This window comes from Candidatus Microbacterium colombiense (genome assembly GCA_029203165.1).
GTDB lineage: Bacteria > Actinomycetota > Actinomycetes > Actinomycetales > Microbacteriaceae > Microbacterium > Microbacterium colombiense.
In genome coordinates, this window is sequence record CP119308.1 from 3,471,261 (window position 1) to 3,493,717 (window position 22,457).

The following is a 22,457-nucleotide window of genomic DNA, read 5'->3' on the forward strand; positions in this document are numbered from 1 at the left end:
CACGACCTCCGTCGTACCATGTTTACGTGAACACGCATGAATCTCCTGAGTTGCGGACCGAGAACCTCGGTGCCGGCGTCGTGAAGCGCGCGACCGTGCTGGCCGATGGCCGCGACATCATCTACTACGACGACCCCGACACGACGCTCGGACCGGAGCGCGCGGTCGATGCGCGCACCCTCGACCCCCGACCCGACACCGCGACGATGCGGCTCGACGTGCTGACGGGCGACTGGATCACGGTCGCCGCGAACCGCCAGAACCGCGTGATGATGCCCGGCGCCGACGCCGATCCACTCGCTCCGCAGACGCAGACCAACCCCTCGGAGGTGCCGTCGCTGTACGACGTCGCCGTGTTCGAGAACCGCTCGCCGGCGTTCGGCCCCGCACTGGCCGAGGCCCTGGGCACCGCCCCGCAGGCCACCAATCCCCCGCGCGGCCTCGACGATCTCGCCGCCCTCGGACTCGGACGCACCCGCACCTCGGTCGGACGCTGCGAGGTCGTGTGCTTCAGCCCCGAGCACTCCGGCTCGTTCGGCACGCAGAGCGTCACCCGCGCGCGCACCGTGATCGAGGCGTGGGCCGACCGCACCGCCGCGCTGTCGCAGCTGCCCGGCATCGAGCAGGTGTTCCCGTTCGAGAACCGCGGCGAGGCGATCGGCGTCACGCTGCCGCATCCGCACGGCCAGCTCTACGCGTACCCCTACGTGACCCCGCGCACCGCCCGCCTGCTCGAGTCGATCGATCGCACGGCGCCGGATCTCTTCGCGCGCGTGCTGGAGTTCGAGCAGGCCTCCGAGCGCGTCGTGTTCCGCGGCGAGCACTGGACCGCCTTCGTGCCCTTCGCCGCCCGCTGGCCCCTGGAGGTGCACCTGATGCCGCACCGTCACGTGCCCGACTTCGCCGCCACCAGCCAGGCCGAGCGCGACGAGCTCGCGCCGCTCTACCTGCGCCTGCTGCGCGGGGTCGACGCGCTCTACGACACCCCGACGCCCTACATCGCGGCATGGCATCAGGCTCCGGTCAACGTGGGCCGTGACACCGTGCGCCTGCACCTGCAGCTCACGAGCCCGCGCCGCGCCGCCGACAAGCTCAAGTTCCTCGCCGGCTCCGAGGCCGCGATGTGGGCGTGGGCCGCCGAAGTGCCACCGGAGCAGGGCGCCGCCCGCATCCGCGAGGCCATCGCCCGCGCCGAGGAGGCCTCCGCATGACCGCCGCCCAGAACACCGCCCGCGCGCTCTTCACCGAACTCACCGGGCGGGAGCCCGCCGGCATCTGGTCCGCCCCCGGCCGCGTCAACCTGATCGGCGAGCACACCGACTACAACGAGGGCTTCGTGCTCCCGTTCGCGATCCCGCACCGCACGGTCGCGGCGGTCGGCACGCGCGATGACAGCCGCATCCGCGTGGCCTCGACGTTCGCCGACGACCCTGTGGAGGTCGCACTCGACGAGCTCGACACGATCTTCCCGACACCGTCCGGCGCCGAGCCGGCCGTGCCCGAATGGGCCGCGTACCCGCTGGGCGTCGCCTGGGCGCTCCGGCAGGCCGGGGTCGCCGGGGTCGGCGTCGACATCGCCATCGCCTCCGATGTGCCGGTGGGCGCCGGGCTCTCGTCGTCGGCCGCGATCGAGGGGGCCGCGGCATCCGCCCTGAACGACCTGTGGGATGCCGGGTTCGACCGCGTCGCCCTGGCCCGCATCGGCCGCCGCGCCGAGAACGAGGCCGTCGGGGCCCCGACCGGGATCATGGACCAGATGGCGTCGATGCTCGGCGAGCCCGATTCCGCGATCTTCCTCGACTGCCGGTCGTTGGAAGCGCTCCCGGTGCCGGTGGGCGCCGCAGCTGCGGGGCTCGCGATCCTCGTGATGGACACCCGCGTCAAGCACGCGCACTCCACCGGCGGTTACGGCGAGCGCCGGGCGGCGTGCGAGCGGGGCGCCGCGATCATGGGCGTCTCGAGCCTGCGCGACGTATCGGTGGCCGACCTCCCGCGGGCCGAGGAGCTCATGGACGACGTCACGTTCCGCCGTGTGCGGCACGTCGTCACCGAGAATCAGCGGGTGCTCGACACCGTGCAGGTCATGCGCGAACAGGACGCCCGGGCGATCGGCGAGCTCCTCGTCGCCTCGCACGCCTCGATGCGCGACGACTTCGAGATCTCGGTGCCCGAGCTCGACACCGCGGTCGAAGCCGCACTGGCCGCGGGTGCGATCGGCGCCCGCATGACCGGCGGAGGCTTCGGCGGAGCCGCGATCGCGCTGATCGAGCAGGATGCCGTGGAGTCGGTCTCGGCCGCGGTCGACGCGGCCTTCGCCGACGCCGGCTTCGCCGCCCCGCACCTGTTCACGGTCGTCCCGTCCGCGGGCGCGCACCGCGACGCCTGAGACAATAGACGGGCCCCGTTCGGGGCACCCCGCCCAAGAACTTGACACCTCACGTCGGAATTCGCCCGCGACACCGACACCAGGTGTCAACTCCGCACCGGGGCCCCACCAATCCCCGAGCTGACACCATGAGAACCGCCGCACGAGCGGCAGGAGAGGAACGCAATGTCCTGGATCGTCACCGGCGGCGCCGGTTACATCGGAGCACACGTCGTACGTGCTCTCGCGGATGCCGGACTCACCCCCGTCGTGCTCGATGACCTCTCCAGCGGTGTCGCGTCGTTCGTGCCGGAGGGCGTGGCGTTCGTGCAGGGCAGCATCCTCGATCGCGAGCTCGTGGAGAAGACCCTCCGCGATCACGACGCCGAGGGCGTGATCCACGTCGCCGGCTACAAGTACGCCGGCGTCTCGATGCAGCGCCCGCTGCACACCTACGCGCAGAACGTCGAGGGCACCCGCGTGATCCTCGAGGCCATGCAGGCCGCGGGCGTCGCGAACATCGTGTTCTCGTCCTCCGCCGCGGTGTTCGGCACCCCGGATGTCGCGCTCGTGGTCGAAGACACCGCGAAGAAGCCGGCCAGCCCCTACGGCGAGTCGAAGCTCATCGGCGAGTGGCTGCTGCGCGACCAGGCGATCGCGACCGCCGATTCCGAGACCCCGCTGCGGCACACCTCGCTGCGCTACTTCAACGTCGTCGGATCCGCCGACCCCACGGTCTACGACGTCAGCCCGCACAACCTCTTCCCGATCGTGTTCGAGGCCCTGATCGCCGACAAGACGCCCAAGATCTTCGGTGACGACTACGCCACCGACGACGGCACGAACGTGCGCGACTACGTGCACGTCGGCGACATCGCCGCGGCCCACGTCGCCGCCGCGAAGCGCCTGTCGGCGGGCGAGCCCATCGAGCCCGCATACAACCTCGGCTCGGGCGACGGGCTGAGCGTGAAGCAGATCATGGATGCCGTCGCCCGCGTGACCGGCATCGACTTCACGCCCGAGATCGGTCCGCGTCGTCCCGGCGACCCTGACCGGATCGTCGCGACCGGAGAGCTCGCCGCCCGCGACCTCGACTGGACCATGCGCTACACCGTCGACGAGATGGTGCGCACGGGCTGGGAGGCCCGACGCAACGCCGGCTGATGCCGATACTCAGAGGTCGCGCGCGCGGATCGGGTAAAGCCAGAAGCACACCCACGCCAGAGCGGTGAACCCGAGCGGGATCACCGCGAGCATGACCCTGATCGCGCCCTCGACCGTGTCGGGCTGGGCGTCGTCGAGCGTGGCGTCGAACCCGGATGAGGTGAGCACCACGGCCGCGACGATCGCCTGCAGGATGACGGATCCGCGCACGACGAAGCCGTTCACGCCGAAGTAGGCCCCCTCGCGGCGGAGCCCGGTGCGCACGGCATCCTCATCGATGATCTGCGCGAGCATCACCTCGAGCAGCTGCAGCAGACCGCCCACCCCCACGCCCACGCCGATCCCGACCAGCGCCGCGCCGAGCACGGACGTGGGGATCAGGTAGCCGAGCACGGCGACGCCGAACACCGCGACGCTCCACAGCACGGCGGTGCGTGGACTGGTACGACGCACGACCGCGCTCCACAGCACGATCGAGGGGATCGCGGTGACGAAGATCGCCCCCAGCAGCAGGCTGCTCTCCCCCTCGGCGGCGTGCAGCGAGTACCGCACGTAGAACGGCACCGAGGCGAGGATGACGGCGATCGAGGTCTGCACGAACAGCGACCCGAGCACGTACGGCACGAAGGCCCTGTTCGCGAAGGTGTAGGTCAGCTGGTCGCGGAAGCGCATGGTCTCGGTGGCCGTCTCGGATGCCTCCGGCACCCGCCGCTCGATCATGCCCCCGGCGAAGGACCACACCAGCAGCACCAGGCACACCGCTCCAAGCACGAGCGCCATGCCCGGCCAGCCGATCGACTCGTACAGCAACGGCGCCCCCGCCGTACCCAGCACCATGCCGAGGATCGCGAAGATCTGTCGCGGCACGTTGCCGCGGGCGCGTTCGTCGGTGGTGCGGAAGATCTCGGGGAACAGCGCGGAGATGTTCAGGACCACCACCACGAAGGCGATGTCGTAGACCGCGACGACGATGAGGAACCAGACGATCAGTCCCACCGTCGGCAGCGCGGGCGGCATCCAGATCAGCACGAATCCGACGACCAGTGGCACGATGCCGAAGCCGATCCAGGGGATGCGACGGCCCCACGGGGTGCGGATGCGGTCCGACAGGGCCCCGATCACCGGGTTCAGCACGGCGTTGATGATGCCGTGGGCGATCATCGCCGCTGCCACCCATCCGGCCGGAACAGCGAGGTGCGAGACGTAGAAGTAGACGACGAACGCCGAAAACGTCTGCGCCATGAGCTGGGTGGGGAACCCGGATGCACCGAACGCGATCGACTGCGCCCCGGTCGGGGCGGCGTCGAGGCGCCGATCACGCAGGCGCGTGGCGAGGGACGTCATCGGGTGCTCCGCTGCAGATCGCGGAGCGCCCGCCAGCCGATGCGCACGAGGCCCTCGTCGGCGATGGCCTGTGCCACCAGCGGATCGGCCAGCAGTCGCGCTTCGTACCCGCGTTTGGTGGCGGCGTAGTCGACGGCGGCCCGCAGCTCCTCGGTGTCGGTCATCGGATGCAGGTAGATCTCGGTGACCCCGGCGGGGACGGCGCGCAACAGGGCGATGAATCCGTCACGCACGCGCTCGTAGTCCTCGACGGCGTCTGTACCCTCGCCGACGAGTTCGAACGGATGCGACCACAGGCGGTCGATGATCTCGACACCCAGCGCATCAGCGGCCGAGGTGGCGTGCGCGAGCGTGGCCTCGCTCACGCCGTCCATGCTGCGCGGCAACCGGAACGGAAGGCCGTGGCGGGCGGCGAGCGCGAACACCTCGCCGAGGAAGTCGCGTCCGGTCGCGAGACCGTAGACCGAGCCCATGTGGTTGTCGAGATGGGTGACGTCGACACCCGCGTCGAGGGCGGTCTGCAGCTGCGCGGCGAGCTCGGCCGCGACATCCTCCGTCGATGCCTGGCTCTCGACCGCCACGACCTCGGTGGGGAAGAAGCCGTCCGCATCGACCAGAGTGGTGCCGGTCCCGGTGAGCGGACGCCAGCGATAGCGCGACCACTCGCTCGTGAGCACGAGATGCACGCCGACGTCGAGATCGGTGCGGGATGCCGCGAACGCCAGCGCCTCCGGCGCCCAGGAGCACGGCACCATCAGGGTCGTGGAGTCGATGGCCCCCGCGCCCAGCAGCTCCACGATCGCGGTGTTGGCCGCGTGGCACATGCCGAAGTCGTCGGCGTTGAGGATGATCGCCCTCGCACCCGGGGCGAGCCCGAGGCGGTCGGTGAGATCGGAGGGTGCAGTCATCGTCGACTCCTGTCGGGGCAGGTCAGCGGAGGGTCTTGCCGGCGGGCTTGTGTGCGAGCTTGTGTGCGGGCGAGAGGATGCGGGTGAACAGTGCGGCGCGCAGCGCGGATGCCGCCTCGCCCACCGCGCCGATCAGCGGGGCCTCGATGCCGAAGGACGCCGTCACGAACCGCACGGGCAGCTGCGCGGAGTACTCCTCGGCGATGCGGTCCACGGCATCCACCATCACCGGGTGGGACGCACTGCCGCTCAGCACGAAGGCCTCGGGATCGAGCACGAGCGTGATCGTGCCGGCGATCAGCACGAGCCGGCGCGCGACCTCGGTGACGATCTGTGCGGCCACCTCGTCGCCACCGGCGGCTGCGTCGAGATGATCGCCGAGCAGGGCGTCGGGGTCGCCGCCGAGCGTGAGCGCGAGATCGCTCACCACGGCGTCGTTCACGACCGGGGCGCCGATCGGCAGCGGGCTCTGCGGCAGGTACATGATCTCGCCGGCCACGCCGGATGATCCGCGGTGCAGGGCGCCGTCGATCACGATGCCCGCGCCGAGCCCGTCGTCGACCAGCATCAACAGGGCGAAGCTGGAGAGTCCTGCGACGGCCGCGTCGGTGAGCTCGGCGAGAGCGGCCAGGTTCACGTCGTTCTCGATGCGCACCTCGCAACCGAGGGCGGCGGCGAGCGCGGAGCGGAAGGCCCCGCCATCCGGACCCTCATCATTGCGGATGCCGCCGTCCGCTGTCACGACGCCGGGCACTCCGACCACGGCCGCGTACACGGGACCTTTGAGCACGCGGCGACAGCCCTCGACCAGCCGCACGATGTGCCCGACGCGGTCGTCGGCACGGGGAAAGTCCTCGTGCGCCTCTGCACGCACCGCGCCGGAGGGATCGACCAGCACGACGTGGGCGGTGTGATGGTCGGCATGGACGGCCGCGGCGAATCCGAGCTGTGGATGCAGCGCGACCCGGCCGGCCGCAGGCCCCCGGGTGTCGCGGTCGACGCCGGCGGGTGCGACAGCACCCGCGCCCTCCAGCATCCGGAGCACCTGGGTCACCGCCGTGCGGGACAGACCGGTGTCGGCCATCAGCTCCGCCCGGGTGTGCGGGCCGCTGCGGGCGAGCGCTTCGAGGATCGCTCGACCGTTGAGCGTGCGGAGCAGAGTCTGAGGCCCTGCGAGTGGCCTGGTCATGGAGGTCCCCCGGGATCGGCTCCGCTCAGCTTGCCACATCGCGTCGCACCGGGGGCCCGTTCCGGCGGATTAGGACCCGCCTGGTTCAGTCCAGGGCCGTCATCACGTGCTTGATGCGGGTGTAGTCGTCGAAGCCGTACTGAGAGAGGTCCTTGCCGTAGCCGGAGTGCTTGAATCCGCCGTGGGGCATGTCCGACACGAACGGGATGTGGGTGTTGATCCACACACATCCGAAGTCGAGGTCGCGCGAGAAGCGCATCGCACGGGCGTGATCGGTCGTCCATACCGACGATGCCAGCGCATACGGCACGTCGTTCGCCATCTCGAGCGCCTGCTCCTCGGTCTCGAACGACTGCACCGTGAGCACGGGGCCGAAGATCTCGCCCTGCACGGCCTCGTCGTCCTGGTGCAGGCCCGACACGATCGTGGCCTCCCAGAAGTAGCCGCGGTCGCCCTGGCGCTTTCCGCCGGTCTCGATCGTGGCGTGGGCGGGAAGACGCTCCACGAATCCGGCGACCTGTGCGAGCTGCGCCGCGCTGCTCAACGGCCCGTACAGCACGCCCTCCTCCTGCGGCCCGCCGGTGCGGGCATGAGTGCGCGCCCGGGCGACCAGCGCCGCCACCAGCTCGTCGTGCACCGAGGAGTGCACGAGCACCCGGGTCGCGGCGGTGCAGTCCTGGCCCGCATTGAAGAAGGCGCCCGTGATGATGCCCTCCACGGCCTTGTCGATCGAGGCATCCGGGAACACGATCGCCGGCGCCTTGCCGCCCAGCTCCAGGTGCACGCGCTTGACGTCGTTCGCGGCGGACCGTGCCACAGCCATGCCCGCCCGCACGGAACCGGTGATCGCCACCATCTGCGGCGTCGGATGCTCCACCAGCGCCACGCCGGTGTCGCGATCGCCGAGCACGACGTTGAGTGTGCCGGCCGGCGTGTGCAGCGCGACGATCTCGGCGAGCAACAGCGTCGTCAGCGGCGTGGACTCCGCCGGCTTCAACACGACGGTGTTGCCGGCGGCGAGCGCGGGGCCGATCTTCCACACGGCCATGTTGAGCGGGTAGTTCCAGGGGGTCACCTGACCGATCACGCCGATCGGCTCGCGGCGCACGAACGAGGTGTGCCCGGCGAGGTACTCCCCCGCGGCGCGTCCCTCCAGGCTGCGGGCCGCACCGGCGAAGAACCGCAGCTGGTCGATGGACTGCATGATCTCGTCGTCGACCAGGCTCGCGCGCGGCTTGCCGGTATCGCGCGACTCCAGATCGGCGAACTCCTCGGCCCGCGCGAGCATCTCGTCGGCGATGCGGAACAGCGCCAGCTGGCGGTCGGCGGGCGTGGTGTCGCGCCACAGAGGGAAGGCTGCGGATGCCGCGGCGTAGGCGGCGTCGACGTCGCCGGCGTCGGACACGGGGAGTGATCCGTACTCCTCTTCGGTGGACGGATCGACGAGCGGCAGAGCGCCCGATCCGGCCACGGGAACGTAGCGACCGCCGATGAAGTTCTGCAACGTCTCTGAAGGCATGCCCTCATGGTAGCGATGTGCTTTCGAATTCTGAAGCACTTTCCATTCCAAACAACTGAATCAGTTGCCAGAGCATGCTCAACCTGTCAATATCGACACATGAGCACCACGCCGAAGCAGCCCGCCCTGGACGACATCTCCAAGCGGATCGTCGAACTGCTCCAAGAGGACGGTCGCCGCCCCTACGCGGAGATCGGTCGCGAGGTCGGACTCAGCGAGGCCGCGGCCCGTCAGCGCGTGCAGCGGATGACCGAAGCGGGCATCATCCAGATCGTCGCCGTGACCGACCCGATGCAGCTCGGCTTCCACCGCATGTCGATGATCGGCATCCGCGTGTCCAGCGATCCGCGCGCGATCGCCGAGGAACTCACCAAGATCACCGAACTCGCCTACGTCGTCGTCACCCTCGGCACCTTCGACATCCTCGTCGAGGCGGTGTGCGAGAGCGATGAGCACCTGATCGAGCTGATCGCGACCCGCATCCGCACGATCCCGGGCATCGCACACACCGAGAGCCTGCTGTACGCCGGCCTCTACAAAGACCTCTACAACTGGGGCACGCGCTGAGCGCGCCCTCTCGCACATCGGAGTGATCATGGGAACCACCGTCTTCGAGCGTCAGCAGCCCGCACAGTCCGTCATCGACGAGGCCCTGCGCGACACCACCTTCGGGGTGTTCTGGCTCGATGATGTGGAGCGGCCCACCTATCCGTCGCTGTCGGGGTCGGTGCACGCCGACCTCGTGATCGTCGGCGGCGGGTACACCGGGCTGTGGACGGCGATCCGCGCCAAGGAGCGCAACCCCGAGCAGCGGGTCGTGCTGCTGGAGGCCTCGCGCGTGGCGTGGGCGGCGTCTGGTCGCAACGGCGGCTTCTGCGAATCCAGCCTCACGCACGGGCACGAGAACGGGGTGAACCGCTGGCCCGAGGAGATCGACCGGCTCGAGGAGCTCGGCCACGAGAACCTCGACGGCATCGAGCAGACGATCGCGCGCTACGGCATGGACACCGACTTCGAGCGGACCGGCCAGCTGGCCGTGGCCGTCGAGCCCCACCAGATCGACTGGCTGCGCGAGGAGGACGGGTTCCTCGATGCCGCCGCCGTGCAGGCCGAAGTGCACTCCGAGACCTTCTTGGCCGGATCCTGGGACCGCGACGGGTGCGCCATGGTGCACCCCGCCAAGCTCGGGCTGGAGCTCGCTCGCGTCGCCACCGAGCTCGGTGTCGAGATCCACGAGCGCACGATGGTGCGATTCGTCGAGGGCGACGGCAGCTCGGCGATCAGCCTGGTGACCGACGGCGGACGCGTGACAGCGGATGCCGTGGCACTGGGCACGAACGTTTTCCCCTCGTTGCTCAAGAGAAACCGCCTGATGACCGTGCCGGTCTACGACTACGTGCTCATGACCGAGCCGCTGTCGACCGCGCAACTGGCATCCATCGGCTGGTCGAACCGCCAGGGCCTCGCCGACAGCGCGAACCAGTTCCACTACTACCGCCTCACCGCCGACAACCGCATCCTGTTCGGCGGATACGACGCGATCTACCACTACGGCGGCAAGGTGCGCCCGGAGTACGAGGATCGGATGGAGAGCCACCGCCGCCTGGCCTCGCACTTCTTCACGACGTTCCCGCAGCTCGCAGGGCTCTCCTTCACGCACCGTTGGGCGGGCGCGATCGACTCGTCGAGCCGCTTCTGCGCGTTCTTCGGCACCGCCCGCAAGGGGCGCGTGGCGTACGCGACCGGCTTCACCGGGCTCGGCGTCGGGGCGGCCCGGTTCGCCGCCGACGTGATGCTCGACAAGCTGTCGGGGGTCGAGACCGAGCGCACCGCGCTGAAGATGGTGCGCGAACGCCCGGTGCCGTTCCCGCCGGAGCCCGCCGCCGCGATCGGCATCAATCTGGTGCGCGCGGCGATGAATCAGGCCGACCACCGCGACGGCAAGCGCAACCTGTTCCTCAAGACGCTCGACGCCCTCGGCATGGGATTCGACTCATGAGCGCACTCGCCGCGGGCACCGGTGTGGATGCCGCTGGCGTCACACTCACCCATGAACCTCTCCCGGCCGAGGAAGTGCGTCAGGGCAACCCGACGACGGGCACGCAGGCGCTTGCGGCGCTGGGCGGGGTCGAGATCGGCATCTGGGAGATGACGCCAGGCACGGCCACCGACACCGAGGTCGACGAGGTGTTCGTCGTGCTCTCAGGGCACGCCACGATCGCCTTCGACGACCCGGCCCTGCCCGCACTCACAGTCGGACCCGGCTCGGTCGTACGCCTGGCCGAGGGGCAGCGCACCGCATGGACGGTCACCGAGACGCTGCGCAAGATCTACATCGCCTGAGGCGTACTCGCCTCCCCAGCTCGCCGCGGCCCAGTGAAGTTGACACCTGTTGCCGCTATGGCGCTCGGATGGCGACATGAGGGGCCAACTTCTCGCGCAACTGATCCCCGGAGTTGACACCTGTTGCCGCTATGCAGCTCCGATAGCGACATGAGGTGCCACATCCGCACGCACGCACGCACGTCCTGGGGCCCTCACGTCCTCAGGCCCTCAGACCCTCAGGCCCTCCAGCCCTCAGGCCCTCCAACCGTGTCGCGCGAGAGCCTCTCTCACCACACGTACCGCGACGGGCCGAGCACCGCGGACATGCGCAGAAGTGAGTCGGACGACCTCGTACCCTTCCGCAACATACGCCGCATATTTCTCGATGTCGCGGTTCCATTGACGGCGTGACGTGCGGTGGTGGTCGCCCTCGATCTCCACGAGCACCTTCCACTCCGGGTAGGCGACTTCGGTCACACCGATCAGCTCGCCTCGACGATCGCGGACCACCATGTCCAGCGTCGGCATCGGGAGTCCCGCGGCGGCAGCATCCAATCGGAATTCCGTCTCCAAGGGTGAGGCACTCGCGGTGCACACCTGCGCGACCGCGGCGCGGAGTCTGTGCACACCGCGCCGGGTTCCCGCCGCCGCAGCGGATTGCAGCTGTTCGATCGTCGCAAGCGCTCGATCGGGTCGACGGCGAGCGCTCGCATCACGAGGGATGTGCACCGCGGCATCTCCCACGACGACGAGCTCGCGAACCGACAGCTCATCGCCCAGAGTCGCCCACGTCGATGCAGGACTCGCCAGCCGGAGCCCGTCCCTGTCGCGCACGGTGACGAGGTGAGCCGCGACCTGCCGCCCGGCGATGCCGCGCCGGCGCGGAGCCCGATGAGGCGCGGGGACCGCCACCTCCAGCGGTCCATCGCACTCGACGGGTAGCTGCCAGATCCCGGCGGCTGTGCGTCCGCAGAAGAACGCATGGGCCACCATCAGCGGGCGATACATCTGAGCACGAGCCAGCGTCCTTGTGCGCATCGCTCGGTCGCGCGCGAAGGGTTCGAGGTCTACTTCCTCCTCTTCGCCCTCATCGAGGGATGCGATCGCAAGCAGCCCTCGATGCACGTGGACGAGATCGCGCGCCCGCAATCGCCGCGCCGTGACGCCGGCCGCCCGCGCCTGTTCCGGCGTGAAGACAGGGCCGAGGGAGCTCGGGAGCGCAAGAGGTGGTCGAGACATGCCCCGATCCTGCAGGCGGCGACAGACCTTCGGATGCCGTCGCCCCGGCATCCGAGGAGGACTCGTTTCTGAGGCCACCTGTGCAGAAATAGTGCCCCTCCCGCTTCCCTGCCATCGGCCTGGCTGGGCACCTCAGCCCGACTTGGCACCTCACGCCGCTATCCGAACCCCAGACCGACAACAGGTGTCAACTTCGCCGCTGCGCCCCAGCCCGACTTGGCACCTCATGCCGCTATCCGAGCCCCAGACCGACAACAGGTGTCAACTTCCTCGCACAGCGCCCAGCAGCGGGCGCACCGAGGCGTAGGCATCCGCGAGGTCGCGGCTCGGGGTGTCGTACACGCGCGCGATGCCCGCCTCCCCCTCGTGCCGTGGCCACCCCGGGTCGCCACCGGTGATGAACGCGACCGCGGCGCCGTGCACCTCGTCAGCGAGCGCCTGCGGAGGGTTCGGGCCGGCGAGAGGCTCCATGGCTGGGCCGTCGAGGCAGTCGAAGAAGAACGGCACGTCGAGGCAGTGCTCGGCGAAGCCGAAGCGACCGGAGGGCCACGCGAACCGGTACACCCAAGTCGGCGCAGAACCCCGGTCGGCCAGCACCTGCAGCAGCGGAGCCCGGAACATCCGGTCCGTCAGCAGGCGCCCGGCAAGGCGCGCGGTACCGAGACCGGCGACGTCGGTGTTCGCGGCGAGATACTCCCGCCGCGCACTGTTCGGCAGGCCCAGTCGGTTCAACAGCGGGCCCCGCGGCACCCAGCGCAGCGCCCTCGCAGCCGAGGAGAACGCCATCGTGAACTCGTCATCGGTCGCGCCTAGCACGAGCGGCTTGTCGGCGCCGACGCCCGCGGCGAGCGACTCACGGGTCGACCGGGGCAGCAGATCGCCGTCGATCGTCGGGCCGAGCGGCAGACCGTCCTCGACCACGCTCCCGATCGACGACGGACCCAGCCTCGTGGCCTTCTTCTGCAGCGCGAGCACACGATCCTCGTCCAGCGAGGCGAACCCCGACACGGTCGGCTCGACCCCGGCCCTGGCAGCCAGCGCTCGACCGAACGCCTCGGCACGCGCGGCGGCCACATCGGCGAGCGCCGCAGACAGCGCGTAGACCCCGTGGAACAGATGCTGTGCCTGCTCCATCCCCAGCAGCGTCAGCACCGCGCCGCCGCCCGCGGACTGCCCGGCGATCGTCACCCGTGCGGGGTCACCGCCGAACGCCGCGATGTTCTGTTGCACCCACTCCAGCCCGAGCAGCCAGTCGCGCACGCCACGGTTCGACGGCGCATCCTCGATCCACCCGAAGCCGTCGAACCCGAGCCGGTACGAGATCGACACCGTCACGACGCCGTCGCGGTTGAAGTTGCGTCCGTCGTACCAGGTGCTCGCCGGGGAGCCGGCGAAGTAGCCGCCGCCGTGGATCCACACCAGCACCGGCAGGCCCTGCGCGCGCGGGGTCGGATCGGGCGTGAAGACGTTCACGTTGAGGATCGAGTCGCCCGCGACGCTGGGCTCGGGGATCAGCGTCACCCCGGGATCGCCGCGCTGCGCGGTGGCGGCGAACTCGAGCGCGTCGAGCACCCCCTCCCACGGCGACTTCGGCACGGGAGCCTGGAAGCGCAGCGGCCCGATCGGCGCCTCCGCGAACGGGATGCCGAGGAACGCCGCCGAACGCGGATCACCCCTGCCGCCGGTGGTCGGACGCCAGCGCCCGCGCACCCGCCCCGCGCCGGTCTCGACCTCGACGAAGTCCGTATCGGTCATCACAGCATCCTTCCGCGAGCGCAGAGCGCTCAGCCGGACGTCACCTCGGCGTGCGGCATCCGTTCGCTCATCACCCGCACGGCCTCGGGGTTGTCGTCGACGAGCACCGCGTTCCGTCCGAGTGCCGATGCCACCGCGCCCGTCGTGCCACTGCCGGCGAAGAGGTCGAGTACGCGGTCACCGGGGCGGCTGGACGCACGGATGATCCGGCGCAGGATCCCCTCCGGCTTCTGCGTCGGATACCCGGTCTTCTCGCGGCCGGTCGTCGGCACGATCGTGTGCCACCAGACGTCGGTGGGCAGTTTTCCGCGCGCGGCCTTCTCCGGCGTCACGAGCCCGGGCGCCATGTAGGGCTCCCGGTCGACCTCGTCGGAGTCGAAGTAGTACGTCCGCGGGTTCTTCACGTAGACCAGGATGGTGTCGTGCTTGGTGGGCCAGCGCCGGCGCGACTTCGCCCCGTAGTCGTACGCCCAGATGAGTTCGTTGAGGAAGGAGTCGCGCCCGAACACGGCGTCGAGCATGACCTTGGCGTAGTGCGCCTCGCGGTAGTCGAGGTGCAGGTACAGGGTGCCGTCGTCGGCGAGCAGCCGCCACGCCTCTTCCAACCGCGGCATCAGGAACGCGCCGTAGTCGTCGAACCGGTCGTCATAGGTGCGCAGCATGCCCCGCACCCGCTCGTACGCGTGGCCGTGGAACCCGTGCCGGATCTCGGTCTCACCGGCCGGCTGTTCATAACTCCTCAAAGAATCCGCGCCGGCCTCGGCCCCTCCCCGTGACTCCGCGGCGGGGGCCGCCGCCACCCCCGGTTCTTGAGGAGTTGTGGACGCGCGGCGGGCGGTGACCACCTGCCGCTCCTGGGCACGCCCGGTGTTGAACGGCGGATCGAGGTAGATGAGGGTGAAGGTTGCCGAGGGTAGGGTCGCCGCCGCGACGAGGTTGTCGCCCTCGATGATCGTGACGGCGCCGGGCGCCTCCGTCGGAGAAATGCTCTTGCCTCGGCCGGATTCGAGGGATTCGGCCGAGGGAACTGCTTTCGGCCGAGCCTCGGGTCCGTCGCCGGCTGCACCCATCGAAGGGTCGGTCACGGCACCCGGTGCAGCCACGCGTCGGTGGCGAACTTCGACTCGACGAGTGCCTCGGCGTCGGCGTACTCCTCAGGCGTGATCGCCCCGGTCTCGGCATCCGTGAGCGAGCGGAAGGTGCCGATGAAGCGGTCGATGATCTCGGCGCGTTCGAGCCCGGTCTGGCTGCGCAGCGGATCGACGCGCTTCGCGGCCGACGTGGTGCCCTTGTCGCTCAGCTTCTCGCGGCCGATGCGCAGCACCTCGGTCATCATCTGACCGTCGATGTCGTACGAGAGCGTCGCGTGGTGCAGCACTCCGCCGTTGGCGAGGCGCTTCTGCGCGGCCCCGCCGATCTTGCCCGTCGGGCTCGCGATGTCGTTGAGCGGCTGGTAGACCGCGTCGATGCCGAGCGAGCGCAGCGCCTGCAGCACCCAGTCGTCGAGGAAGGCGTAGGAGTCGGCGAAGGTCATGCCCGCGACGAGGGATGCCGGCACGTAGAGCGAGTACGTGATGATCTGCCCTGCGGCCATGAGCATCGCGCCTCCGCCGGAGATGCGGCGCACGACGTCGAAGCCGTGTCTGGCCGCGCCCTCGGGGTCGACCTCGTTGCGGTACGACTGGAAGGAGCCGATGACCACGGCCGACTCGTCCCACTCCCAGATGCGCAGGGTGGGGCGGCGGCGGCCTTCACCCACGCGGGCGGTGAGCACCTCGTCGAGCGCCAGGTTCATGCGCGGCGAGACGGCCTTGTCGTGCACGATCTCCCAGTCGAAGTCGCGCCAGCCCGGAGCGGTCACGAGCGCACGGCGCACGGCCGTTCCCACCGCATCGGGGGTGAAGCCGAGCAGTTGCGCACCGGCGGGCAGAGCCTCACGCACCGCCACGGCGATCGCGGTGGCATCCGTCTCGACCGGCAACCCGGTGACCGCGGCGTTGATGTCGTCGAGCGCCGAGTCCGGTTCGAGGAAGAAGTCGCCCGCGAGGCGGAACCGCGCGATCCGACCGTCTTCGACGTCCAGGTCGACGACGACGAGCTTTCCCCCTGGGACCTTGTATTCACCGTGCACGGTTCCAGCTTAAGTCCGCACCGCCCCGCACGGCGTGACCGCGCGTCAGCGGCCGAGCACGACCGCCCGCTCACCGGCACGGATCGGGATCGAGTAGCGGTTGCCCTCCGGCGGCAGCGGGCACACGAACTGGTCCGAGAACGCGCACGGCGGCAGGTAGGCGCGGTTGAAGTCGATCACGGCCGTGCCGTCCTCGTCCGGCTCATCGACCGGCAGGAACCGGAACCGATAGGTCTCGCGACCGTTCGTCGCATCTCCGAACACCGCGCTCAGTCCGCCCTGCGAGGAGCGCGTGACCGTGAGCTGGTGCTCCTTCCCGCGCAGCGTGAAGTGCAGGCGTCCGGCGATGGGCGACTCCCGCGCGTCGCCGTCGACCGTGGTGATCACGACCTGCTCGCCCGGCGTCGGCTCGAAGCGGGCGGGCACCCGCCAGGCACGATCCGGACGATACACGTCGATCGCGCTGAACCGCTCCCGCTCCAACCGCGCGGGGTTGTACACGCGCAGCGCGACGGTGCCGTTGCGGGTGAAGCGTCGCAGCTCCCGTCGACCGAGCCGCAGCGTCTGCACGCCGCGGAGCGCCACGCTCTCGCCCGACTGTCCGAGATCGCTGCCGTGGATGCCGCCGTCGCCGGTCAGAGCCCACAGGCCCGGGATGCCGTCGACCGCCGCGGGCATGGTGATGAGCCAGTTGGTCGACTCGAGCGCGGCCGGACCGTACTCGGCCCCGGCATAGCGTTCACGCGACGCGTGCCAGTCCTGCCAGTCCTTCTCGAAACTCATCGGAGCCGTTCCCTCCCGTGCGAGGGCGCCGTGCAGGGGCCCACCTCAGCTCGTCCGCGGAATGTTGACCCGAATCTATGTCGGGCCACTCCACGGTCGTGCGATCGGTGTCACGGGGCTTCACCGGCTGTCACGCGCGTTCACAGCGCGTAACACGGCGACCCGGAGGAATGGCCGGTCGCCCACCGGGCCGGCCTCGGTCTGAGGCCGGTACCGCCCTCAATCGCGGGGCGGAACGTGCTTGTCGAGCCAGGAGAGCACGTCGGCGCGCACTTCGTCCTGCTGCAGCTCGTTGAAGATCTCGTGCCGCGCGTCGGGGTAGACCAGCGTCGTCACGTCGGTGAGGCCCGAGCGCGTGCGGTACTCCTCGGCGAGCTTGTGCACGCTGCGCGGCCCACCCACCGGATCGTCGCGTCCGACCAGGAGCAGCAGCGGGATGTCGCCGCCACGGGAGACCAGGTCCTTCGCGGGGCGGCCGTAGAGCTTCGCGGCCTCGATGGGCCCGAACAGCTTGAGCAACGGCACATCGGTGGTGAGTGGATCGTCAGCGAACTCCTGCCAGACCGCGGGGTCACGGCTGAGCCACTCGAATCCGGTCGCATCCGGCCCCGCCCAGCGCGCGTTCAGCGGCGCCGCGTTCAGCGATCCGGGCATGCGCAGTGCAGACCCCGAGAGGATGACGGCATCCCACGCTTCGGGATGGTCGTTCAGCAGCATCTGCGCGAGGAAGGATCCCCACGAGTGGCCGAGCAGCACGAGCGGCAGATCGGGGTTCTCGTCGCGGATGATGCCGGTGAGCTGCCACACCGCCTCCACCGCGGCCCGCAGTCCGCCCTTGCCCAGACGCCCGAGGCCCGCCGGGCCCTCATGCTGCCGGATGCCGGTGCGCCCGTGCCCGCGGTGATCATCGGCATACACCGAGAAACCTGCGCCGGTGAGCGCGGCGATCAGGGTGCCGTAACGCCCCGCGTGCTCGCCGACGCCGTGCAGGAGCTGCACGACACCGCGTGGAGTTCCTTCCGCCGGGTGGACGTCGTAGACGATGGCGATGCCGTGGGCATCCGTGAACTCTCGCGTATCCGTCACGCTGAGAGCCTACCCATGGCGGAGAGGACCGGCTACAGGCCGAGGGCCGCCCGCACCCCGAGGGCGATGTCGCGATCCGTGACCTCGTAGCCGCCGACGCCGTCGGACGCCGACCCCATGCGCACCCCGCCGTCTTCGCGCACCGCGCGCTTGGCGGAGAAGTGCAGGGCGTCGACGCCGATCGCCGCCAGCGCGGGCGCTGTGGCGGCATCCACACCGCTGCCCGCCATGATCTCGATCTCGCCCTCGGCGGCGACGACCAGCGCCCGCAGCGTGTCGATGCCGTCGATCGCGGCCGAGGCACCGCCCGAGGTCAGCACGCGGCGCAGCCCCAGACCGCGCGCGGCGGCGAGCGTCGCCACGGGGTCGGCGGTCACGTCGATCGCGCGGTGCAGTGTGACGGGAGCGCCGTCGGCCGCATCGCGGAGCCGGGTCATGGCGTCGAGGTCGAGGAGCCCGTCGGCGTCGAGCGCACCGATCACGACGCCGGTCGCACCGGAGGCGAGTGCGAGGCGCACGTCCCGCTCGGCGGTCGCCAGCTCGTCGGCGTCGTAGTGGAACCCGCCCGCGCGGGGGCGGATCAACACGTGCACCTCGGGCCCGGCATCGTCAGCGACCTCGCGGGCCGCCTCGACCGCGAGCTCGATCGTCGCCTGCGAGGGGGTCAGCCCTCCCAGCGCGAGCGCGGTGGCGAGTTCGACGCGCGCGGCGCCGACTTCTGCGGCGATGCGCACTCCGGTGGGGTCCTGCACGGCGAGTTCCAAGGCGAGCGTTCGGGTCACGCCTCCATTCTGCCCGGTGGGCGCGGCGGCGACGGCATCCACCGCCCGCGGCGGAAAAAGGTTAGATAGACTAACTAAGTAATGACTGCTGCCGAAGATCCCGTCCACCTGACCGCCGTCGATCTGCGCATGGCCACTTTCCGCCTCGCCCGTCGGCTGCGCTCCGTGCGCGCCACCCATGGCGTGAGCGATGCCCAGCTCGCCGTCCTGGCGACGCTCCGCATGCGCGGCCGCCTGACGATCTCGGCTCTCGCCGAGCACGAGCGGGTGACCGCTCCCTCGATGACGAGCACCGTCAACGGACTCGAGGAGCAGGCCTACGTCGTGCGCACCCCGGATGAAGACGACCGGCGCCGCGTGCAGGTCGACATCACCGAGTCCGGCGTTGAGATCGTGGTGGAGACCATCCGCCGTCGTGACGAGCTGCTCGCCGGCATGCTCGCCGAGCTCGACTTCACCGCCGACGAACTCGAGACGCTGCGCGCCGCGAGTGCCCTGATGCGGAGGGTGACGGACCGATGAGCGCCATGTTCCGTTCCTTCGCGAACATCAACTACCGCATCTGGTTCGCCGGAGCCCTCGTCTCGAACGTCGGCGGATGGATGCAGGCGACCGCCCAGGACTGGGTCGTGCTCACCGAGCTGACCGACAACGACGCCACGGCGATGGGCGTCACGATGGCCCTGCAGTTCGGTCCGCCGCTGGTACTCGTCAGCCTCACAGGGTGGGTCGCCGACCGGTTCGAGCGGCGCCGCATCCTGCTCACCACCCAGACGCTGCTGCTGGGCCTCGCGATCGCGGTCGGCGTGCTGCTGCTGAACGGCGTCATGACGCTGCCGATGATGTTCTGCTTCGCGCTGGGCTTCGGCATCGTGAACGCGTTCGACGCCCCTGCACGCCAGGCGTTCGTCTCCGACATGGTCTCGAGCGGCGACACCTCCAACGCCGTCGCGCTGAACTCGGCATCCTTCAACCTGGCGCGCATGATCGGACCGGCCGTCGGCGGTCTGCTGATCGTGGCGATCGGTTCGGGCTGGGTGTTCATCGTCAACGCCGCCACGTTCCTGGCGATGATCCTGGCGCTCATGATGCTGCGCACGAGCCTGCTCGCCCCGCGCCCGAAGCACCGGAGCCGTGGCGGCCTGGCCGCTGGATTCCGCTACGTCTGGGGCCGCAGCGACCTGCGCGTCGTCTTCGTCACGGTGTTCCTCATCGGCGCCTTCGGCATGAACTTCCCGATCTTCGCCTCCACCATGGCGATCGAGTTCGGCGCCGGGGCCGACGGCTACGGCGTGCTCAGTTCGGTGCTCGCGATCGGCTCGCTCGCCGGCGCGCTGCTGGCCGCGCGCCGCGACCGCGCCCGGGTGCGCGTGGTGATCTTCGCCGCGGGAGGGTTCGGTGTGGCGGCGTTCGTCTCTGCGGCGATGCCGAGCTACGTGTCGTATGCCGTGACCCTGATGTTCACCGGCTTCATGATCGTGACGCTGCTGACCACGGCCAACGGCTACGTGCAGATGACCACCGACCCCGCGCTGCGCGGACGCGTGCTCGCGCTCTACATGGCCGTGATCATGGGCTCGACCCCCGTGGGCGCTCCCATCGCCGGCTGGGTGGCCGACGAGTTCGGCCCGCGTACCGCGATCATGCTCGGCGGCACGGCGGGCTTCGTGGCGTGCGCGATCGGGGCGATCTGGGTGTTCACCTCGGGACGCCTGCATCGCCATGAGAACCGCCGATTCCTGCTCACGCTCGATGAGACGCGCCCCCTCAGCGTCATCGACGAGGTCGACCCGGTGGAGTTCAGCGACGAGGCAGCGGTGACCACCCCCATCCGCTCCCCGCGCCCGAAGGACTGACCTCCCGACCGCACCCGATATACCGTTGAGGGATGAGCGGACCGGAGAACGACGCCCCGCAGGTCGATGCGACACCCCCGACGACGGGGCCGACAACAGAGACGGATGCCGCGGCGGGTGCACCCCGCCGTTCCCTCCCCCCGGTACAGCGCTGGGTCTTCTGGCCCGCGACCGCGATCATCATCGCCTTCGTGGCGTTCACTCTGGCCGCGCCCGACATCGCCGAGGCGCTGTTCGGCACGATCCAGTCGACGATCGTGAACGCCTTCAACTGGTACTACGTGCTGATCGCCGCGGTGTTCGTGGCGTTCAGCCTGTATCTCGGGTTCAGCCGCTTCGGCGACATCAAGCTGGGCCGCGACGACGACGAGCCGGAGTTCTCGCTCATGTCGTGGTTCTCACTGCTGTTCGCCGCCGGCATGGGCATCGGACTGGTGTTCTACGGCGTCAGCGAACCCCTCACCCACTTCGCGACCCCGCGCCCCGGCGTCACCGGCACCCCCGAGCAGCTGGCACAGGCCGCGCTGGGTCAGACGTACCTGCACTGGGGCGTGCATGCCTGGTCGATCTACGTCGTGATCGGCCTCGCGCTGGCGTACGCCATCCATCGCCGCAAGCGTCCGATCTCGATCCGCTGGACCCTCGAGCCGCTGCTCGGCAAGCGCGTCGAAGGCGGATGGGGTCATGCGATCGACGTGATCGCCCTGGTCGGCACCCTGTTCGGCGTCGCGACCTCGCTCGGCCTCGGGGTCATCCAGATCAGCGCCGGCCTCAGCGCCGCCGGACTCGCGAAGCCTGACGAGGGCACGCAGGTCATCATCATCCTGGTCATCTCGGTCTTCGTGCTGATGTCGGTGCTGTCGGGTGTGACCAAGGGCATGAAGTGGCTGTCGAACGCCAACCTCGTCATGGCGGGGCTGCTCGTGCTCTATCTGCTCGTGGTCGGCCCCACCGAGTTCCTCCTGCGCGACTTCGTGCAGTCGATCGGGTACTACATCCAGAACTTCGTCGGTCTCTCGTTCAACGTCAGCGCCTTCCAGGGCACCGCCGGCGAGGAGTGGCAGGCGCAGTGGACGTCGTTCTACTGGGGTTGGTGGATCTCGTGGGCGCCATTCGTGGGCATCTTCATCGCGCGCATCTCGAAGGGGCGCACGGTGCGGGAGTTCGTCGCCGGCGTCATCCTCGTGCCGACACTGCTCGGCATCCTCTGGTTCGCCGTACTGGGAGGTTCGGCCCTCGCGATCGAGCTGAAGGATCCCGGCACGCTCACCGGCGCCGACGGCACGGTCGACCTGCAGGGGGCGCTCTTCGGTCTGCTCGAGCACGTTCCCGGGTCGACGATCGTGAGCCTGGGCGCCGTGCTGCTGATCGCGATCTTCTTCGTGACCTCCGCCGATTCCGGCGCGCTGGTGATGGGCATGATCGCGACCGGCGGCCAGCAGAATCCCAAGCGCTGGATCCGCACGTTCTTCGTCGCCGTCACCGCGGCCCTCGCGATCGCCCTGCTGCTGGCCGGCGGACTGACCGCACTGCAGACCGCCGCGATCACGATCGCCCTGCCGTTCAGCGTGGTGATGCTGCTGATCTGCTGGTCGACCGTCGTCGCCTTCACGCGCGAGAGACGCGCGTATGCCCGGGCGGAGCGTGCGCAGCTGATCGACAAGATCGGTGACTACTACGGGCTCGAGGTCGAGTCGCGCGACGAGGGCGGCGTGATCGGCGCCCAGCCGCGGTGGATGCGGTCGCTGCAACGGCGCCTCGGGCTGCCGGTGGCTCCGACCACGCCGATCCGCATCCCGGCGCAGCTGCTGAGCACCGAGTCGAAGGCGGATGCCGGTCCGGCCACCCTCGACGTCGACGACCTGGTGTCGTCGGATGAGCTCTCCGGCCACGACGACCCAGACGTGCCGTCGCACGGCGAGGACGAATCGCCCCGATACCCGCGCTGAGCGCCTGCCGACTGAACCCGCCTAGCCCTTCGGGGCGGTGTCAAGGGGGGTGCCGTGCGCAG

General features: G+C 69.9%; 20 protein-coding genes. 9 read left to right on the plus strand and 11 right to left on the minus strand.

The window, feature by feature from the left end:
* Positions 1–26 precede the first annotated feature (26 nt).
* From galT to galE, 3 genes are all read left to right on the plus strand, one after another.
* Complete coding sequence (galT, locus tag P0Y60_16925; GenBank protein WEK60962.1) at positions 27–1,211, plus strand: galactose-1-phosphate uridylyltransferase; 1,185 nt, start codon at positions 27–29, stop codon at positions 1,209–1,211.
* Positions 1,208–2,386 carry a galactokinase gene (galK, locus tag P0Y60_16930; protein ID WEK60963.1) on the plus strand — a complete coding sequence of 393 codons (1,179 nt, stop codon included), beginning with the start codon at positions 1,208–1,210 and terminating at the stop codon, positions 2,384–2,386. The genes galT and galK overlap by 4 nt, the downstream gene beginning before the upstream one ends.
* 165 nt (positions 2,387–2,551) lie before the next feature.
* Positions 2,552–3,529 (plus strand): UDP-glucose 4-epimerase GalE, encoded by a 978-nt coding sequence (gene galE, locus P0Y60_16935; GenBank protein WEK60964.1) that lies wholly within the window; start codon positions 2,552–2,554, stop codon positions 3,527–3,529.
* Positions 3,530–3,538: 9 nt separating this feature from the next.
* Here galE and P0Y60_16940 read toward each other — a convergent pair whose 3' ends face one another.
* From P0Y60_16940 to P0Y60_16955, 4 genes are all read right to left on the minus strand, one after another.
* Positions 3,539–4,873, minus strand: coding sequence for an MFS transporter (locus P0Y60_16940; GenBank protein ID WEK60965.1), 1,335 nt, complete (start codon positions 4,871–4,873; stop codon positions 3,539–3,541).
* A complete protein-coding gene (locus P0Y60_16945; protein WEK60966.1) occupies positions 4,870–5,781 on the minus strand; it encodes a polysaccharide deacetylase family protein in 912 nt (303 codons plus the stop codon). The genes P0Y60_16940 and P0Y60_16945 overlap by 4 nt, the downstream gene beginning before the upstream one ends.
* Positions 5,782–5,803: 22 nt before the next feature.
* Positions 5,804–6,970, minus strand: coding sequence for an ROK family transcriptional regulator (locus P0Y60_16950; protein WEK60967.1), 1,167 nt, complete (start codon positions 6,968–6,970; stop codon positions 5,804–5,806).
* A gap of 85 nt (positions 6,971–7,055) precedes the next feature.
* A complete protein-coding gene (locus P0Y60_16955) occupies positions 7,056–8,489 on the minus strand; it encodes a gamma-aminobutyraldehyde dehydrogenase (GenBank protein ID WEK60968.1) in 1,434 nt (477 codons plus the stop codon).
* A gap of 99 nt (positions 8,490–8,588) precedes the next feature.
* Here P0Y60_16955 and P0Y60_16960 point away from each other — a divergent pair, with 99 nt between their 5' ends.
* The 3 genes from P0Y60_16960 to P0Y60_16970 are packed head-to-tail and all read left to right on the plus strand — an operon-like array spanning position 8,589 to position 10,832.
* The gene (locus P0Y60_16960) at positions 8,589–9,056 is read left to right on the plus strand and encodes an Lrp/AsnC family transcriptional regulator (GenBank protein WEK60969.1); all 468 of its coding nucleotides are present in this window, start codon (positions 8,589–8,591) and stop codon (positions 9,054–9,056) included.
* 28 nt (positions 9,057–9,084) lie between these two features.
* Positions 9,085–10,488: an FAD-binding oxidoreductase gene (locus P0Y60_16965; GenBank protein ID WEK60970.1), complete on the plus strand. Its 1,404-nt coding sequence runs from the start codon at positions 9,085–9,087 to the stop codon at positions 10,486–10,488.
* Positions 10,485–10,832, plus strand: a complete 348-nt coding sequence (locus P0Y60_16970) for a cupin domain-containing protein (GenBank protein ID WEK60971.1) — start codon at positions 10,485–10,487, stop codon at positions 10,830–10,832. Before P0Y60_16965 ends, P0Y60_16970 begins: the two co-directional genes overlap by 4 nt.
* 234 nt (positions 10,833–11,066) lie before the next feature.
* On the opposite strand, the gene P0Y60_16975 is transcribed toward P0Y60_16970, so the two are convergent.
* The 7 genes from P0Y60_16975 to P0Y60_17005 all read right to left on the minus strand — a co-directional run bounded on the left by P0Y60_16975 (position 11,067) and on the right by P0Y60_17005 (position 18,590).
* Positions 11,067–12,053: a hypothetical protein gene (locus P0Y60_16975; protein ID WEK60972.1), complete on the minus strand. Its 987-nt coding sequence runs from the start codon at positions 12,051–12,053 to the stop codon at positions 11,067–11,069.
* 261 nt (positions 12,054–12,314) lie between these two features.
* On the minus strand, positions 12,315–13,808 hold the full coding sequence (locus tag P0Y60_16980) for a carboxylesterase family protein (GenBank protein WEK60973.1): 1,494 nt from the start codon (positions 13,806–13,808) through the stop codon (positions 12,315–12,317).
* 29 nt (positions 13,809–13,837) lie between these two features.
* Entirely contained in the window at positions 13,838–14,911 is a 1,074-nt protein-coding gene (locus P0Y60_16985; protein WEK60974.1) for a site-specific DNA-methyltransferase, read from the minus strand.
* Positions 14,890–15,939 carry a lipoate--protein ligase family protein gene (locus P0Y60_16990; GenBank protein ID WEK60975.1) on the minus strand — a complete coding sequence of 350 codons (1,050 nt, stop codon included), beginning with the start codon at positions 15,937–15,939 and terminating at the stop codon, positions 14,890–14,892. The genes P0Y60_16985 and P0Y60_16990 overlap by 22 nt, the downstream gene beginning before the upstream one ends.
* A 45-nt stretch (positions 15,940–15,984) precedes the next feature.
* On the minus strand, positions 15,985–16,722 hold the full coding sequence (locus tag P0Y60_16995; GenBank protein ID WEK60976.1) for a DUF1684 domain-containing protein: 738 nt from the start codon (positions 16,720–16,722) through the stop codon (positions 15,985–15,987).
* A gap of 219 nt (positions 16,723–16,941) precedes the next feature.
* Positions 16,942–17,808, minus strand: a complete 867-nt coding sequence (locus P0Y60_17000; GenBank protein ID WEK60977.1) for an alpha/beta fold hydrolase — start codon at positions 17,806–17,808, stop codon at positions 16,942–16,944.
* Positions 17,809–17,840: 32 nt separating this feature from the next.
* The gene (locus P0Y60_17005; protein WEK60978.1) at positions 17,841–18,590 is read right to left on the minus strand and encodes a copper homeostasis protein CutC; all 750 of its coding nucleotides are present in this window, start codon (positions 18,588–18,590) and stop codon (positions 17,841–17,843) included.
* 81 nt (positions 18,591–18,671) lie between these two features.
* Between P0Y60_17005 and P0Y60_17010 the strand changes: the two genes are divergently transcribed.
* Genes P0Y60_17010 through P0Y60_17020 form a run of 3 tightly spaced genes read left to right on the plus strand, consistent with a single transcriptional unit; the run spans position 18,672 to position 22,395 of the window.
* On the plus strand, positions 18,672–19,112 hold the full coding sequence (locus P0Y60_17010; protein ID WEK60979.1) for a MarR family transcriptional regulator: 441 nt from the start codon (positions 18,672–18,674) through the stop codon (positions 19,110–19,112).
* A gap of 5 nt (positions 19,113–19,117) precedes the next feature.
* Positions 19,118–20,446 (plus strand): MFS transporter, encoded by a 1,329-nt coding sequence (locus P0Y60_17015; protein ID WEK62938.1) that lies wholly within the window; start codon positions 19,118–19,120, stop codon positions 20,444–20,446.
* Positions 20,447–20,478: 32 nt separating this feature from the next.
* Positions 20,479–22,395 carry a BCCT family transporter gene (locus P0Y60_17020; GenBank protein WEK60980.1) on the plus strand — a complete coding sequence of 639 codons (1,917 nt, stop codon included), beginning with the start codon at positions 20,479–20,481 and terminating at the stop codon, positions 22,393–22,395.
* The last annotated feature ends 62 nt before the right edge of the window (positions 22,396–22,457 follow it).